Source organism: Streptomyces sp. 2114.4 (assembly GCF_900187385.1).
Classification (GTDB): Bacteria; Actinomycetota; Actinomycetes; order Streptomycetales; family Streptomycetaceae; genus Streptomyces; species Streptomyces mooreae.
In genome coordinates this window covers 4021331-4036943 of record NZ_FYEY01000001.1, presented here as the reverse complement: position 1 = coordinate 4036943, position 15613 = coordinate 4021331, and the positions used below count along the sequence as shown (strand labels likewise).

The 15613-nt window shown below is 71.2% G+C and carries 14 protein-coding genes; 6 read left to right on the top strand and 8 right to left on the bottom strand.

Annotated elements, in window-relative coordinates; genetic code table 11:
- Window positions 1-47: 47 nt before the first annotated feature.
- From CFW40_RS17710 to CFW40_RS17675, 8 genes are all read right to left on the bottom strand, one after another.
- A complete protein-coding gene (locus CFW40_RS17710) occupies window positions 48-1577 on the bottom strand; it encodes an MFS transporter (protein ID WP_256331422.1) in 1530 nt (509 codons plus the stop codon).
- Window positions 1574-2881, bottom strand: a complete 1308-nt coding sequence (locus CFW40_RS17705; protein WP_088798818.1) for an acetyl-CoA carboxylase biotin carboxylase subunit family protein — start codon at window positions 2879-2881, stop codon at window positions 1574-1576. Before CFW40_RS17705 ends, CFW40_RS17710 begins: the two co-directional genes overlap by 4 nt.
- Before the next feature lie 41 nt (window positions 2882-2922).
- A complete protein-coding gene (locus CFW40_RS17700; RefSeq protein WP_088798817.1) occupies window positions 2923-3684 on the bottom strand; it encodes a PIG-L deacetylase family protein in 762 nt (253 codons plus the stop codon).
- Window positions 3681-4790 (bottom strand): pyridoxal phosphate-dependent aminotransferase, encoded by a 1110-nt coding sequence (locus CFW40_RS17695; RefSeq protein ID WP_088798816.1) that lies wholly within the window; start codon window positions 4788-4790, stop codon window positions 3681-3683. Before CFW40_RS17695 ends, CFW40_RS17700 begins: the two co-directional genes overlap by 4 nt.
- Window positions 4787-5740: a diaminopimelate epimerase gene (gene dapF / locus CFW40_RS17690; RefSeq protein WP_218136795.1), complete on the bottom strand. Its 954-nt coding sequence runs from the start codon at window positions 5738-5740 to the stop codon at window positions 4787-4789. Before dapF ends, CFW40_RS17695 begins: the two co-directional genes overlap by 4 nt.
- Window positions 5741-5750: 10 nt before the next feature.
- Window positions 5751-6821, bottom strand: a complete 1071-nt coding sequence (locus tag CFW40_RS17685) for an iron-containing redox enzyme family protein (protein ID WP_093492236.1) — start codon at window positions 6819-6821, stop codon at window positions 5751-5753.
- A 53-nt stretch (window positions 6822-6874) separates the two neighbouring features.
- Window positions 6875-7567: a 2OG-Fe dioxygenase family protein gene (locus tag CFW40_RS17680; protein ID WP_088798814.1), complete on the bottom strand. Its 693-nt coding sequence runs from the start codon at window positions 7565-7567 to the stop codon at window positions 6875-6877.
- 167 nt (window positions 7568-7734) lie between these two features.
- Window positions 7735-8445, bottom strand: a complete 711-nt coding sequence (locus CFW40_RS17675; protein WP_256331423.1) for an HAD family phosphatase — start codon at window positions 8443-8445, stop codon at window positions 7735-7737.
- Between the two features lie 804 nt (window positions 8446-9249).
- Between CFW40_RS17675 and asnB the strand changes: the two genes are divergently transcribed.
- From asnB to CFW40_RS17645, 6 genes are all read left to right on the top strand, one after another.
- The gene (gene asnB / locus CFW40_RS17670; protein WP_088798813.1) at window positions 9250-11448 is read left to right on the top strand and encodes an asparagine synthase (glutamine-hydrolyzing); all 2199 of its coding nucleotides are present in this window, start codon (window positions 9250-9252) and stop codon (window positions 11446-11448) included.
- Entirely contained in the window at window positions 11445-12242 is a 798-nt protein-coding gene (locus CFW40_RS17665; protein ID WP_218136797.1) for a type II CAAX prenyl endopeptidase Rce1 family protein, read from the top strand. The genes asnB and CFW40_RS17665 overlap by 4 nt, the downstream gene beginning before the upstream one ends.
- Window positions 12239-13021, top strand: coding sequence for a hypothetical protein (locus CFW40_RS17660; RefSeq protein ID WP_088798812.1), 783 nt, complete (start codon window positions 12239-12241; stop codon window positions 13019-13021). The genes CFW40_RS17665 and CFW40_RS17660 overlap by 4 nt, the downstream gene beginning before the upstream one ends.
- Window positions 13021-13311, top strand: a complete 291-nt coding sequence (locus CFW40_RS17655) for a PqqD family protein (protein WP_088798811.1) — start codon at window positions 13021-13023, stop codon at window positions 13309-13311. Before CFW40_RS17660 ends, CFW40_RS17655 begins: the two co-directional genes overlap by 1 nt.
- 121 nt (window positions 13312-13432) lie before the next feature.
- Window positions 13433-14470, top strand: a complete 1038-nt coding sequence (locus tag CFW40_RS17650) for a diiron oxygenase (protein WP_088798810.1) — start codon at window positions 13433-13435, stop codon at window positions 14468-14470.
- Between the two features lie 18 nt (window positions 14471-14488).
- The gene (locus CFW40_RS17645) at window positions 14489-15604 is read left to right on the top strand and encodes a hypothetical protein (protein WP_088798809.1); all 1116 of its coding nucleotides are present in this window, start codon (window positions 14489-14491) and stop codon (window positions 15602-15604) included.
- Window positions 15605-15613 lie beyond the last annotated feature (9 nt).

The following is a 15613-nucleotide window of genomic DNA, read 5'->3' as shown; positions in this document are numbered from 1 at the left end:
GCGAGTGGTATCAGGGAAACCGCCCGCATTTCGTGCCCTCGGGCCCGTCAGTCGAGCACCGGGAAGCGGCGCGGGGCCAGGAGGAGTGCGAGGACGGCGAGGGCCGCGGCCGCCGCGGCGCCGACGTAGACCCAGTCGACCGCCGTGGCGAGGGCGTCGCGCAGTGGTCCCGCGGCGGCGCCGGAGGTGGCGGAGGAGACCGCATCGAGGGGGCTGCCCCCGGTGGACGGGAGGGCGGAAGGGGTCTGCTGCAGACGGGAGTTGAGGATCGCGTTGGCCAGGGCGCCGAAGACGGCGGCGCCGATGCTGGAGCCGAGCTGGCGGCAGAAGAGGAGCGAGGCCGTCGCCGTACCGCGTTCCGAGACGGGCACCGTCGACTGGACCCCGACGAGCAGGGGCAGCTGGGTGATGCCGAGGCAGGCGCCGAGGGCCAGCGAGATGAGGGCGGGGTACCAGGGGCTGTGGGTGCCGGAGAGGGCCGGGAAGGCCAGCAGGACGGGGCAGGCGACGGCCATGCCGGTCATCGCCGACTGGCGGAATCCGATGCGCCGGTAGACGTGCTGGCTGAAGGCCGCCGAGATCGGCCAGGCCACCGACATGACGGCCAGCACGAAGCCCGCCCGCAGGGGATCGAGGCCGAGCACGGACTGGGCGTAGGTGGGGAGGAAGACGGTCGGGGCGATGGTCATCACGCCGAGCGCCCCCATGGCCAGATTGGCGGCGGCGATGGTGCGGCGGCGCCACACCCAGCCCGGGAGGACCGGATCGGCCGCGCGCCGCTCCACCACGACCGTCACGGCCAGCAGGGCGGCGCCGGTGCCGAAGAGGGTGAGGGACGGCGCGGAGAGCCAGGGCCAGGCGTGTCCGCCCTGGACGATGGCGGTCAGCAGGGCGCAGCCGGTGAGGAAGAGGGCCAGTGCGCCGGCCCAGTCGGCACGCAGGCGCCCGGCGGCGCGCTTGCGGGGCGGCTCGCTCAGGCGGCGGGCCAGCAGGACGAGCGAGACCAGGCCGACCGGGACGTTGAGCAGGAAGATGAGGCGCCAGTCGGTCCAGGTGGTGATCAGGCCGCCGACGGCGGGGCCGAGAACGGCGGCGCCGGCCCACACCGAGGAGATGGCGGCCTGGATGCGCGGGCGTTCCTCCAGGGGGTACAGGTCGGCGGCGAGGGTCTGGACGGTGCTCTGGATCGCGCCTCCGCCGAAACCCTGGACGATGCGGAAGACGATCAGCGCGGCCATGTTCCAGGAGGCCGCGCACAGCGCGGAGCCCGCCAGGAAGAGCGTGATGCCGAACAGCAGGACCGGCTTGCGCCCCAGGGTGTCGCTGAGCTTGCCGTAGACCGGCAGGGACACCGTGCCGGCGAGCAGATAGCCGGAGAAGAGCCAGGAGAAGTACGAGAACCCGCCGAGGTCGGCGACGATCCGCGGAACGGCCGTGGCCACCACCGCGCTGTCCAGCGCCGCCAGCGCCATCGCCATCATCAGGGCGAGGACGAGGGCACGGCGGCCGGGCGGTGCGGCCGGACGCTCCGCCGTCCGCCGCGGGTCGGCGGTGCCGGGCCCTCCGGGGCGGCTCACGCTGCGCTCCCCGGGTGCTCCGGGCCGCCGGGGTGGTAGCTGCCGGTCATCAGCGGGACGCCGAGCAGTGGTTCCAGCCGGCTCAGCAGGTCCTCGGAGGTCCGCTCGACGGCCGTCGGGTCGGTGTCCTGGACGATGAACCGGGCCAGCGCCTGGCCCCGGGCCACGTCGCTGCCGGGGCCGGTGCGGTACTCGCCGAAGCCGATCACCTCCTTGACGCGGGGGTGCCCGTCCAGAGGCGCCAGGGTCGCGTCGGGGCCGAGCCGGCCGGCCTCGCGGGGGAGGACGACGCGGACCGCGGTGCAGCCGGCCCGGAAGGGCGGCGCGGCGACGTCGTCGGCCCCGGCGAGGATGTCCAGCAGCGCGGCGTAGACCTCCTGCCCGGTGGCGTGGCGGTAGGCGGCGGGCAGGCCGCCGCCCATGACCCGGGGGTTGAACTCGACCAGGACGGGCCCCCGTGCGGTGACCATGATCTCCAGGTGGAAGACGCCGATGTCGGCGCCGATCGCCCGGCAGACCCGGCGGGCGTACTCCCAGCACGCGGTGGCCTGCTGCGCTTCCAGGCCGGCCGGGATGAAGGACCCCAGGGCGGTGACCCCGTCGCCCGCCCAGCGGTAGCGGCCGCTGATGCACAGCGGGAAGAACCGGCCGTCGCGGGCGCCGATCTCCACCGACACCAGCTCCCCCACCAGGAACTCCTCGATGAGGACGCCGCGCCGGAACTGGCCGCGCCAGTCCTCGGGAACCGCGTCGAGGCCGCGCTGCAGCCGCTGCCAGGCCGACCTCGCCTCGGCCGCGTCGTGGACGACACAGGCGAGCAGCCCGGCCGCCCCGGACGGTGGCTTGAACACCACGGGATAGCCGATGTGCTCCGCCGCCGCCAGTGCCGCCTCCTCGTCGGTGGCGGTCGCGAAGTGTGCCGAGGCCAGGCCCGCGGCCCGCAGCGCCGCCCGGGTGCGGTCCTTGCGCCGGGCGGTGAGCACCGCCTGTGGCGAGGTGCCCCGCAGCCCCAGTGCGCGGCAGGCCGCAGCCACCGCCTCGGCGGACATCTCGTGCTGCGTGGTGACGAAGTCGATGGGGTGTGCGGCGTGGCACTCGGCCAGCGCCGCGGTCACCACGTCGTGGTCGGTGGTGACCAGCCCGTCGACGAGGTGGTCCACGGACGAGACCAGGGCCAGGTTGGCGTCGGTGAGCGGGTACTGGGTGTGTGCGGACTGCAGATAGGTGACCCGGTGTCCCGCGCTCTTGGCCAGCCTGATGGCCTGCAGGGCAGGGGGGTTGGAGTCGACGAAGGCCAGGTGCATGCCATTCCCGGTGGGGCTGAGGGGGCGGAGGGCGCGGGCGGTCAGCGGTAGTGGGTGACGCCGTCCTTGACGCGGTAGGCGTCGCGCTCGAAGAGCTGGAAGGCGACCGCGTCGCGGTCGCCGAAGAGGGCGCCGGCCCTGGCCATGTTGCGCCGCAGGAATCCCCGGGCGTAGCTCTCCGGGTCCTCGTCGGTGAGCGCTTCCAGGTAGGCCCGGTGCTGGAGCACCGCCTCGACGGCACGGTCCTCGGCGCCCGTGACCTCCACGGCGTGCGTGGGGTACGGGGAGCCGGCGACGCCCATCCACTGCACGCCTTCCCAGGGGTCGAGGCCGTCCTCGGTGAAGACATAGCGGTTGCCGGCGTCGACGACGGCGTCCAGCGCGGCCCGGCCGACGACCCGGTGGTCCGAGGTGTTCCAGGAGACGCCGCGCCAGTGCTCGTGGTGGTTGACCGTGAGCACCACTTCCGGCCGGTGGCGGCGGATGGCGGTGGCGAACTCCCGGCGCAGCGCCAGCGAGTCGGTGATCAGCCCGTCCGGGTGGTCCAGGAAGTCCACCGAGGTCACCCCGGCGACCGCCGAGCTCGCGCGCTGCTCCCTTTCCCGCAGCGGCTTGGCCGTCTGAGGGTCGCAGCCGTCGATGCCCGCCTCACCGCGGCTGGCCAGGACGTAGGCGATCTCCTTGCCGCTGTCGGTCCAGGTGATCACCGCCGGGCCCATGGCGTACTCGATGTCGTCGGGGTGCGCCACCAGTGCCAGCCCGCGCGACCAGTCGGTGGGCATCTCCTTGAGCTGTGCCGTCATCGTTGCTCCCTGCTCTCGGCGTGGGTGCCGCTCCCGGCGGCGGTGGGGTGGCCGGCCAGTACGGCGTCGATCCGCCGCAGGCCCTCGGCCAGGACGTCCGGCTCCCGGGCGAAGGTGAGGCGGAGGCCGTGCTCGGTGCCGAACACCTCGGCCGGCATCAGCAGCACCCGCTCCCGGCGCAGTACCTCGCGGCAGAATTCCAGCGAGGACGGCAGACCGGGGGTGTGCAGCCAGGCGTACGGGGTGCCCTCCGGCTGCCACATCCGCAGTGTGCCGCGGTGCCGGGCGAGCCAGCGCTCCAGCGTCTGTTGGCCGTCGGTGATCAGCTGCCGGTAGCGCCGCACGTGCTCCTCGCGGCGCTCCAGGATGCCGGTGGCCAGCTGTTCCAGGACCACCGAGTTGGTGACGGTGGTGAAGTGCTTGTACTGCATGGCCGCGTCCACGACCTCGGGCGGGCCGCACATCCAGCCGACGCGCAGGCCCGGGACCCCGTAGACCTTGGAGACGCTGGAGACGGAGACAGCTCTCTCGTACGCCCCGACCCAGGAGTCGGTGCCGAGGTCGGCGACGTACTCCTCGTCGAGGATCAGATGGCCGCCGTGCCCGCGCAGCGCCTCGGCCAGTTCCTTGATGCCGTCGGCGGTGACCTTCCGGCCGGTCGGATTGCAGGGCGAGTTGAGCACCACGGCTTTCGTGCGCGGGCCGATCCTGCGCAGCGCCTCGGCGATGTCCGGGCGGCCGTCGGCGGTGGTGCCCACGGCGTCCACCCGGCATCCGGCCCGGGACAGCACCGGCTGTGCCTGCTGCCAGCCGGGGGTGAAGATCACCGCGTGGTCGCCCGCGGACAGCAGGGTGCGGTAGAGGAGGTAGAGCGCTTCCTGCCCGCCGTGGGTGATGCCTATGTGGGACGGATCGCGGCCGTAGAGGCCGGCCACGAGGTGGCGCAGCGGGGCGGTGCCCCGGTTGTTGCCGTAGTCGAGGAGGCAGTCGGCGGGCAGGGGGTGGTCGGACAGGCGGCTGCCACCCACATAGCTGTCGCCGAGGTCGATGTCGTAGTGGCCGTGGGCCTCGTCGAAGTACCACTGGCGCATGGTGATCTCGGTCATGAGGCCAGCCTCCTGCGGAATGCCGGGGCCCACCGGCCGGCCACGACGGCCCGGACCGGGCCGGTCAGGGTGACCTCGCCGGCGTCGGAGATGCCGACGGAGAGGTGCCCGCCGGGCATCTCGACGGTGACCTCGGGGCCGGTCAGCCCGAGGGCATGGGCGGCGACGGCCGCCGCACAGGCGCTGCTGCCCGAGGCGAGCGTGTAGCCGGCGCCCCGTTCATAGGCCTCGATGCGGATGCGGTCGGCGGCGCGCACCTCCATGAGCTGGACGTTGATGCGCCCGGGGAAGCGTGCGTGGCCGGCGAGCTCGGGGCCCAGGCGCCGGGCCAGCTCCTCGGTGACCTCGGTGCCGTCCAGCGGGAGGACGCAGTGCGGGTTGCCCAGGAAGACACAGGTGGCCGTCCATTCGCGCGCCGCCGCGGGCAGGGTTTCGCGCAGCATCTCCCGGCGCGGACCGGTGGCACCGATCAGCTCGCTGTCCAGGGACGCCTGCCCCATGGAGACGCGGACGGGTGCCCCGTCCCCGGGGCGGCCACCGCCAAGGGAGGCGGCGTTCGGTGCGTCCGGGCCGGGGGCCGGGTCCACCAGCTGCACGGTGACCGGCCCGGCCAGGGTGCGGACGGTGAACTCCGGCTCCCCGGTCCAGCCGTGGTCGCGGAGGTAACGGCCGAAGATGCGCAGCCCGTTGCCGCTCTTCTCGCACTCGGTGCCGTCGGAGTTGAAGGTGCGCAGCCCGAATCCGTGTTCTTCGGGGAGCGGGCCGTAGAGCACTCCGTCGGCGCCGGGACCGTAGTGGCGGTCGCAGATCAGCCGGATGTTCTCCGGTGTCGGCGCCACCTGGCCGGCGACCGGAGCGATCACCAAGTAGTCGTTGCCCAGGGCCTCGTACTTCACGAAGTCATGGCCGTCCGCCATGTCGTGGCGAGGGGGCGGCAAGGGGTGCGGCACGTTCTCCCCCTCAGGCCTGCGCGCCGACCGCGACGGGGGACCGGCCCCGCATGCGCCGCAGCAGTTCGTCGAGGTAGTCCTGCGAGGTGTTGAGCCTGATCATGGCGCCCAGGGCGATGTCCCGGCCGGTCAGGGGGTCGCCGTCCACCAGCGGTGCCACGACGTTCTTGAACCAGCCGGAGGCGTGGCCGGCGTCGATGCCGATGTGCAGGTCGTGGTAGGTGATGCCGACTTCGTGCAGACCGAGTCTGCGCCAGGTGTCGACCACGCAGCGGAAGCGGCGGGGCGCCAGGTACTCCGTCACGCCGAAGTAGCCCACGGCCTTGTAGTAGTGCCGGCGGGCGAGACCGAGGCAGGCGGAGAGGTTTCCGCAGATTCCGGCCTCCAGCATGAAGCTGTCCCGGATGAAGGCCGGGTCGGCGCCGATGGACTCCAGGGCCTGGGAGAAGAGGCTGGTGTGGACCAGCTCGGCGTCGCCGTTGCCCATCTCGTCCCAGTAGTTGGCGGCTATCTCCATCTTCTCGCCACCGGTGCGGCCCATCTGCATCGAGGCGAGGATGTCGTCGAAGCGCGGGTCGAGGCTGGTCTCCTGGGCGAGCAGCAGCCGCAGGTCCTCCCGGGTGCCCCGCTGCTCGATGTGCTCGTGGTAGAGCGGGTGCCGGCCGGCCGGGTGGTCGTTGACGAGGTTCTTCAGCCAGCGGACGTACTCCGTGCCGGACCGGGGGTAGCCGGTGACGGTCTCCTCGTCGATGCGGGCGGTTTCCTCGCCCAGCATGGCCGCTTCCAGGATCGCGGCCACATCGCGCAGCAGGGGCGCGCGTTCGTGGTCGACCTCGCCGATGACCACGCCGGAGAAGTCCCGGTCGTAGATGAGGGCGAGCAGTTCGTGCATTTCGGCGAGCGCGGTGCGGTCCTTGCCGGCGTAGGCGCGCCCGGTGAGTTCCTTGCAGGCGGCGGCCAGTGCGCCGCGGAAGGCGTAGTTCTCGGTCAGCAGGGTCAGTTCGCCGGCGGTACAGGACTCCAGGGCGCGCACCGCGGACAGCGGACCCTCGGCGAGCCGGGTTTTCCAGTCTTCAGACATGCGGAATCAGCACAATCTTCTCGGTGTGGGCGGTGGGGAAGTGGCGGCCGGGCTCAGCCGGCGTCCTCGGACAGGGCGGAGGAGTCGTGCTCGTCGCCGTACCACTTGTGCTGCCAGCGCGAGAAGGCGACGATCACGATGTCCCGGTGTCCGGGCCCCTCGCCGTCCGCCACGACGTCGGTCACGTCGTGGGCGATGGCCTTGTCGTCGAGGAGTACGGCCTGGCCCGCCTGGAGCGTCCCGGCCCAGAAGGGCTCGTCGGCGCCGGGCTTCCACAGCCGGGTCTCGCCGCCGCCCACGTTCTTCCGGCGCAGGACGGCGATCATCACGAACTCGTGGCCGTCGTGGTGCACGCCCTCGGGCGTCAGCGGCCCGGGGCGGCCGGCCTCGGCCCGGGTGCGGTTCTGGTGCACATTGATCTGCCAGTCCTCGCGGCGGTCGAGGCCGATGCCGTCGATTCCGCAGGAGATCAGTCCGGTGAAGTCGGCCTTGAGGGGTTCGTAGGTCCGGCGAATGCCGCCGGCGGCCTTGTTGAACTTCTTGTACGCCGTGTAGTCCCGGTGCGGCAGCAGCGCGAAGTTCCAGGCGTCGCCCTCGCCGGGGGACAGCCGGTACTGCGAGAAGCGTTTGAAGCGCGTGCCGTTGCCCATGTAGTCGTCGACCGGAAGGTCGTCGTAGCTGTCCAGGAGTTCCGTGGGTACGGCGGGCAGATCGAAAACGGTGAATCCCTGGGTGCCGATCGGCATGGAGTGCTCCTTTGTGAGGAGGAGGGAGTCCTTGTGGGTGGTCCGTACTCGGTGTGCGTGGGCTGTGCTCGGTGTGGGTGGACGAGCACTGCCCGGCTGGATGCGTCCGGACAGCGCTTCTCTGCGGGGGCGGACGGTTGGTGACGGGTGGTCAGGAAGTCTGGGGGTCAGTCGGCGGCGTGGGCGCCCGCCGGCCGCAGGGCACGGGACCACGCCTGGAGTTCGGGGTCGGCCAGGGAGCCCAGCAGCCAGTCGTGGTCCAGCTCCTGGCCGGCCAGCGAGGGCACGGTGACCAGGTGGAGCCCCGCGGCGCGGGCCGCGCGGATGCCCGTGTTGGAGTCCTCGAAGGCGACGCAGGAACCGGGGTCGGCGCCGAGCGCCCGGCAGGCGGTGAGGTACAGGTCGGGCGCGGGTTTGGGAGCCGCCACCTCGTCGGCCGCGAACGACAGTGGCAGCAGCTCGGCCAGGCCGGAGCTCCCCAGCGCGGTGTCCAGCAGCGACCGGGGGCTGTTGCTGGCGACCGCGACGGGCAGCCGTTCGGCACAGGCCCGGACCAGGTCAGCGGCCCCGGGCAGCGCGGCCACTCCGTCGGCCAGCTCCCGGCGCACGCCCTCCAGCAGCTCGGCGGAGAGCAGCGCACCTTCGCCGGGACGCCCGAAGTAATCGGCCATCACCTCGCCGACGCCCTCCACCGTCTTGCCGATGACAAGCTGCTTTTCGGCCAGGCCGAATTCGCGCCCGTGCGCGCGAAAGAGCGCGCTTTCCGCGCGTGACCAGCAGGTTTCGGTGTCCAAAAGAAGGCCGTCGCAGTCGAATACGATGGCTTCGAGCTCGGTGGGCAGCGGAAAAACGGCCGAACGAGCCTGGATGCTGGCCAAAATTCCTCCATGTGGTGCCGGCCTGGGGTGGCGCTCTACCAGTTTTCGAGCATGGGACAGCCGGTGATGGCCGAAAGCAAGCCACCACTCGCAGCATGGGGAAAGCGGAATCAGTGATTCCCACGGAAAAGCGGAATCACGGTCTCCTGATGAATCCCCCCGTGCAGCGGTCCCCGGCATCGGGACGCGCGAACGGAGGCCGTTCGCGCGGCCGTTGGGGACACTCACCGCCCGGTCTGCGGGCATGAAGCCGCAATGAACTCCGGGCAGTTGATGTCGCTAACTCAAGCCAGAGTATCCCGTTTTGGGAAAGGAATGCTGTGTGGCGTGCGTCACAATCTCTGGTGATTGACATAACTAAGCAAGATCCGCTGTTCTGATTAGGCAAACGCCGGAAGTCGGGAATCCAACCAGTTTTCAAAACTGATGTTGTCCGGGGGGCTTGAGTCCGTAAGGGCAAAAAGCGTGGTGCTTTCGGGCACCCCGTTGGTCCGCAAGGGCAATTCGGGATCACTGGATCCCGGGGGGATATCCGCAAGATCCCGTAGGGGGGTGAATCACCATGCGTAAGTACACCAAGCCGGAGGCCAAGAAGGTCAACCAGGGCACCGTTCTGGGCTCCGTGGTCTGAACCACGGCGGTCTGAACCGCAAAGGCGCCACACCTCAAGGTTGTGCCTTGAGGTGTGGCCCCTTCCCCGGTGCCGACCGTCCTTCTCCTTCACTTCCGTGGGAGTTGCGCCGCTTCACGCGGCGTTTCCGCCTTGTGGCGGAGGAATCAGCACATGAATCGAGCGAGGTAACGATGTGTGGTCTGAGCGGAATCGCTCGCGTGGACGGAAGAGCGCTGACCGGCGCCGCGGACTCCCAGCTCCAGCGAATGGTTCAGGCCATAGCCCACCGGGGCCCCGACGGTGAGGCCTACTACCGTTCGGGCCCGCTCGGATTCGGCTTCGTACGGTTGTCGCTGGTGGATGTGGCCGGCGGTGACCAGCCGCTGCGGACCGAGGACGACGACCTGGTCCTGATCGCCAATGGCGAGATCTACAACCACGAGGAGCTGGCCGCCACGCTCCCGAGCGGCACGCGGTTGCGCACCCGCTCGGACTGCGAGGTGCTGCTCCACCTCTACCGCCGCGACGGGCTGCGCTTCCTGGACGAGGTGCGCGGGATGTTCTCCCTCGCGCTCTACGACCGCACGCGGGGCCGGCTGCTGCTGGCCCGTGACCGCTTCGGCATCAAGCCGGTCTTCTACCACCAGAACGCCGAGCGGGTCGTCTTCGGCTCGGAGGTCAAGGCGCTCTTCGAGGACCCCGACTGCCCCCGTGAGCTGGACTGGGAGCGCGCGCTGCGCGACCAGGCCATGACGCGTGCGCCGGCGTTCGACGAGAGCCCGGCCCACTCGTGGTTCAAGGGCGTCGAGCTCGCCCCGGCCGGCTGTGTGGTCTCCTTCGACCTGCGCTCCGGTGAGCGCTCGACCCACCGCTACTGGTCGTTCCCCGAGTTCGACCCCGCCGACGGGGCGTCCGAGGAAGAGCTGGTGCGCCGCTACGGCGAGCTGCTGTCCTCCGCGGTGGCCGACTGCGAGATGGCGGACGTCGAGATCGGCCTTTTCCTCAGCGGTGGTATCGACTCCGCCGCGGTGGCCGCACTGGCCTCCGGCAAGCCTCAGACCTTCACCGCGCTGAACGGCTCCACCCTCGCCAATGGCGACTCCGAGTGGGGGCACCGTACGGCCAGAAACCTCGGACTGACGAATCATCAGATCCTTTTCCGCACCGATTCCGTCCCCGGTGTGGAGGAGTGGAAGCGGTTCCTGTGGCTGATGCAGACGCCGCTGGCCGGTCCCGAGGCGTTCTACAAGCACGAGATGTATCGCTACGTCCGCGACCGGACGCCGCATATCAAAGCCATGCTTCTGGGCGGCGGGGCCGATGAATTCAACGGCGGTTACTCCAAGGGCATCGCGGGCGGCGGTGAATGGCCCGATTTCCTGGACAACCTGGACCGTATGGCGGTCCGCCGGGACCAGTACCGCAGCCCCGAACTGGGTGCCTGGTGGGACGTCCCCGGCCTGCCGCTGGTCAAGTCCTCGGTGCTGCGCGAAGCCGCCGGCCGCCCGGCGCACGAGCCGTACGAGGCGCTGTTCCGCTGGAAGTACCGCGATGTGCAGCAGTACAACTGCTGGCACGAGGACCGGTCGGCGGCCGGCAACGGCATCGAGGCCCGGGTGCCGTTCCTGGACCACCGCCTCATCGAGCTGGTGGCCGCGGTCCCCGGGGCGCTGCGCCCCCGTCTGATCTGGGACAAGCAGATTCTGCGGCGTTCCCTGGTCGGCCACCTGCCCGACGAGCTGGTGCACCGCCCCAAGGGCCCCTTCTTCTACGGGGAAGGCGTCCGGCACACCTACCGCGCCTTCGGCGCCATGCTCGCCCAGGACGGCGGCCGGCTGCTGGAGGAGGCGCTGAGCGGACCCGGCGCCCGGGAGTTCCTGGACGCGGACAACCTGCGGGCCACGCTGCGGCAGCTGCAGGCCAACCCCTCCTCCGGACACGTGGAGTTCCTGCTCTCGGCGGTCAACCTCGGCCTGCTGGAGCAGATGGCGGCCTCGCTGCCCGCCCCGCACGTCCAGGTCGCCAAGGCACCCGTGCCGCAGTCGGTCCCGGTGAACGACTGGGACACCGACGCGGAGAAGATCGAGGCGGAGGTCGTACGGCGGCCCCCCGTCGACCCGCGGACCCGTGCGGCGGTCGCGGACAACGTGCTGCTGCTCAAGGACCCCGCCGAGCCGTCGGTGTGGTACCTGACCATCGACGGCGAGATCGAGTACGTCCTCGACGAGGACGAGCTGCCCGAGTGGCCCGCCGTGCTGCGGGCGCTGGACGGCGAGCGCACGATCGGCGAGGTCCTGGACGGGCTCGGACACAGCCTGGAGACCGTGCACGAAGAGCTCGCCGACGCCATCGACCTGGGGATCGTGGTGACCGCGGAGGCTGCGCCATGACCACGGCTGCCGGCCGGGCGGTGCACGACGAGAGCCGGCAACGCCGCTCCGCCGCCACCTTCGCACCGGTCGGCTGGCGGCCCGAACCCCGGCAACTGATGGCCGCCGCCACGGTGGCGGCCTTTGCCGTTGGGCTGTGGACCGTGGGCTCGGCCCCCCTGCGGGTGGTGGCCGTCCTGCTGGTGGCCGAAGCCGTGCTGATGGGCCTGCCCTGGCGGGTGCCGCGGGGCGGGCGCAGCGGCGCGAGCATCTGGGCGGAGACGCTGGCCGGTCTGGTGGCTCCGCTGGGCGCGCTGGTGCTCACCGCGTGCACGGCGCCCCAGTGGCTCACCCGGTCCGGCCAGTGGTGGTGGTTCGCCGTGGCGCTCGCCGTCGGCGCCGGGCTGGTCGTGCTGAGCGGGCTGCGTCCGGCCGGGCTGTTCACCGGCGAGCTCGCCTTCGTCCTGGGGCCCACCCCGCGCTCCCACGGCAGCGCCCGCGCCTTCGCGGGAGCGGTGGGTGCCGTCGGGGAGGAGATCCTCTTCCGCGCCCCCGTCCTGATGGTGGCGGACCCGGCGCTGCTGGGACTGCTGGCGGCGACGGCCTTCGTGGCGCAGCACCACATCCAGCCGGGCGCCAACCGGCGCGGCACGGTCCGCTCCACGGCGGTGGAGATCGCCGGGGCGGTGGCGCTGCTCGCCCTGACCCTGGCCTCGCAGTCGGTCTATCCGGCCCTGCTCGCTCACCTCGTCAACAACATCCCTCAGATCGTCATCGAACTACAGCGCGAGAACGAGGACAGGAGCTGGTCGTGAAACCGGACTTGGACGGGTGCCTGGACGCACTGAGGCGCAAGGGCCTGGCCCCCGACGACCCGGTCGCCGTCGTGGTGGTCGGCTCGGTCACCCGGGGCTGGGCACACGCCGCGAGCGACTTCGACCTCTACGTCCTCACAGGCGCCCCCTGCCGGATGCCCGGCGCCCGGACGGTGGCGGTGCCGCTCCACCCGGACTCCGTCACCTCGGTGGACTTCACCGACGGCGGCCGGCGGTACGAGGTCACGTACTGGACCGACGCCCAGGTCGGCCAGATGCTGGAGAAGGTCACCTGGGACGCCTTTGACTCCGATGAGTCCTCGCTGCGCATCCTCACCTCGAACGAGGAGCTGTTCCTGGAGCGCCTGTCCGGCGGGGTGGCACTGACCGGCGCGGACTGGCTCAAGCGGCGCGCGGAGCAGCTGCATGACTCCGCCTACCGGGCGTTCGTTGCGACCCGCTCGCTGTCCGAGGCGGACGGCAAGGTCGAGCAGGCGCTGGGCATGCTGGAGACCGGGGACACCCACAGCGCCGTTCTGGCCGCCAAGGTCGCCTTCCAGCAGGCCACCGACGCCCTCCTGGACAGCCATGGCGTCTACGGCACGCACACGCCCAAGTGGCGGGCCCGCCGGGTGCAGGACGCCCGTCTCGACGCCTTGCCCTTCGAGCGGTACTGGGCCCTGGAGACCATGGCCGACTTCGATCCGCAGCGCCCCGAGGAGTGGGTGCGCCGGACCGTCGAGTTCTGCAAGGACCTGTCCCTGGAGGTCGAGATCTGATGGCAGCACCTCATCCCTTCGGTCCCGAAGCGGTGCCGCGGCGCAGCATGTCCGCCCGGATGCGCAAGTTCCGCGGCAAGCTCATCGTCGCCAACGGCCCGCATGCCGTGGAGCTCGACGAGATCGGGACGTTCGTGTTCAAGCGGGTCGACGGCCAGGCCACCGTCCAGGGCATCGCCGAGCAGCTTGCCGCCGAGTACGACGTCTCCGTGCAGGTGGCCGCCGAGGACATCGGCGAACTGCTCGCCGACCTCGCCGGCAGCGGCGTGGTGGAAGCGACCGCACCGTGACCGTCATCGGTCCGGCGGGCGCGGCCCCGGGCCAGTCGCCGCTGCCCGTGGCGCAGCGGCGGGCCCGGTGCCGTGCCGGGTGTGCGTAGGTCCGGACCGTAGTGGCGAAGGGAGATCTCATATGTGCGGAACCGCGGGCATGTTCGTGGGCTGTGCGGCGCTGACCCAGTGCCCCAAGCAGCTGCTGTTGCACCGGGTGGCCGCCGACGACGCCCCCGAGCCGCGCTCGGCTCCCGGTGACTACCGCAGCCCGTTCCGCAACTGGCACGAGCGGGCCGCCGTGCGGCAGTCACCGCGCCGGACCCTGCGCGAGGACGAGTCCGGCCGCCACTACTTCCCGCCGGATCTCGTCCCCATCACCCAGCACCCGCTGGTGAAGGAGCTGCCCGCGGCGGTCCACGAGGAATTACTCGTCCAACACCTCTACCGCTACCTGGACTTCACGGCACGGCTGGAGTCCCTGGTGGTCAACCGGACGGTGCTGTCCATCGCGCAGGGCTCCGTCGGCGTGGAACTCCCGGACGAGATGCGGTTCGACGCGTACAAGATCTACTGCGACGAGGCGTACCACACGCTGTTCTCCATCGACCTGGCGCGACAGGTGGAGCAGCGGACCCAGATCGCGCCGCGGCTGCCGCGGCAGCCGTTCTTCCTGGACCGGCTCCACCGGCTCCTCGACGAACTCCCGCCCGCGGACGGCGCGCTGGCCGAGATCCTTTTCGTGGTGGTGTCGGAGACCCTGATCTCCGCGAGCCTGGCCGAGATCCCCGACACCTCCGAGGTGGTGACCGCGGTCTCCGGGACCGTACGCGACCACGCCGGTGACGAGGGGCGCCACCACGCGTACTTCGCCATGTTCCTGCGGCAAATGTGGGGCCAGCTCTCGCCGGCGGAGCGGCGTGCCGCGGCACGGCTGGTGCCCCGGCTCATCACGACGTTCCTCCACCCGGACCTGCCCGCGATCCGGGAGGAACTGATCCGCTACGGGCTGGGCGAGGACGACGCGCACCGCGTCGTGGCGGAGACCTACACGCCGGAGATCCTCAGCCAGCACCTTGCCGCCATGTCCCGGCAGACCGTGCGCTACTTCGAGTCCCTCGGCGCATTCGACGACGCGCGAGCGCTCGAGGAACTGCACGTCCACGGGATCAGGAAATGAAAGAGAGATGCACAGCCCATGAATGAGACGCCAGCCCTCCCGGTCGAGGTGCACTGCCACGGTTTCGGCGAGGTGGACTTCTCGGAGTTCTCCCAGTTGGATCTCGCGCTGCTCGACCGCAGATCGGCTGAGGAAGGCGTGGTGTGCATCCCCACGCTCTATCTCCACCGGTCCGCACTCGAGAAATTCGAGTGGTTCATGCAGCGGTACGCCGACCTGCGCCGCAACGGCAAGCTGCCGCACATCCCCGGCATCGCCCTGGAGGGGCCGCTGCTCGCCAGCCACGGCGGCACCCCCGAGGCGACCGTCTGGGCCCCCACCCGCCACGAGTGGGAGCGCCTGGCCAGGCTCGGCGACCTCGGGCTGGTCTACACCGTGATGTCGCCCGACGCGTTCACCACCGCCTCGGGCCTGTACGACAACCTCGACGACCGGCACCCGCGGCTCGACTGGATCGTCCCGCAGCTGCTGGCCCACGGGGTGCGGCCCGCGCTGGGGCACTTCACCCGGCACGACCCCGCCGCCGGCGCCGAGCTCGTCCGGGACATCGTCGACCTCGCCTGGCAGAGCGAGTGGACGGGCAGCGGTGCCCGGGTGATCACCGACCACCTGTTCAACGACATGCCGCTGAACATCAAGCACGCCTTCCGCACCTCGGCCGCGCGGGCCAAGCGGGAGAGCACCCTGGCCGCGTACGACCTGCCGAACTGGACGCTGGCCGACATGGACCAGATCGCCGGCCCGGTGCCCGCCGCGATCATGAATGAGGCGGCCGCCGGACGGATCGCGGCCTGCATCAACTTCGACGGCGAGCATGTCGACCTGGCCATCGCCGCCCGTGCCGCCGAGCTGATGGGCCACGCCAACACCATGCTGATGACCGACCGCTGCGACTCCGCGCGGATCGGCGGGCAGGCCCTGCACCAGACCGACGACAACGGGCTCTGGTACCAGGACGGCGGCATCGTCGCGGCCGGCTCGCAGCCCCTGGCCCGGCAGACCCGCAACGCCCAGGGGCAGGGAGTGACCGCCGATCCGCTGTGGCAGCTGGTCGGCGGTACGGCGCACCGCGCCTTCGGAACCCAGGCGGACGGACCGGGGCTGCGGCCCGCGGCCCTGTCCGCGCAGCAGTGAGCGCCCTGC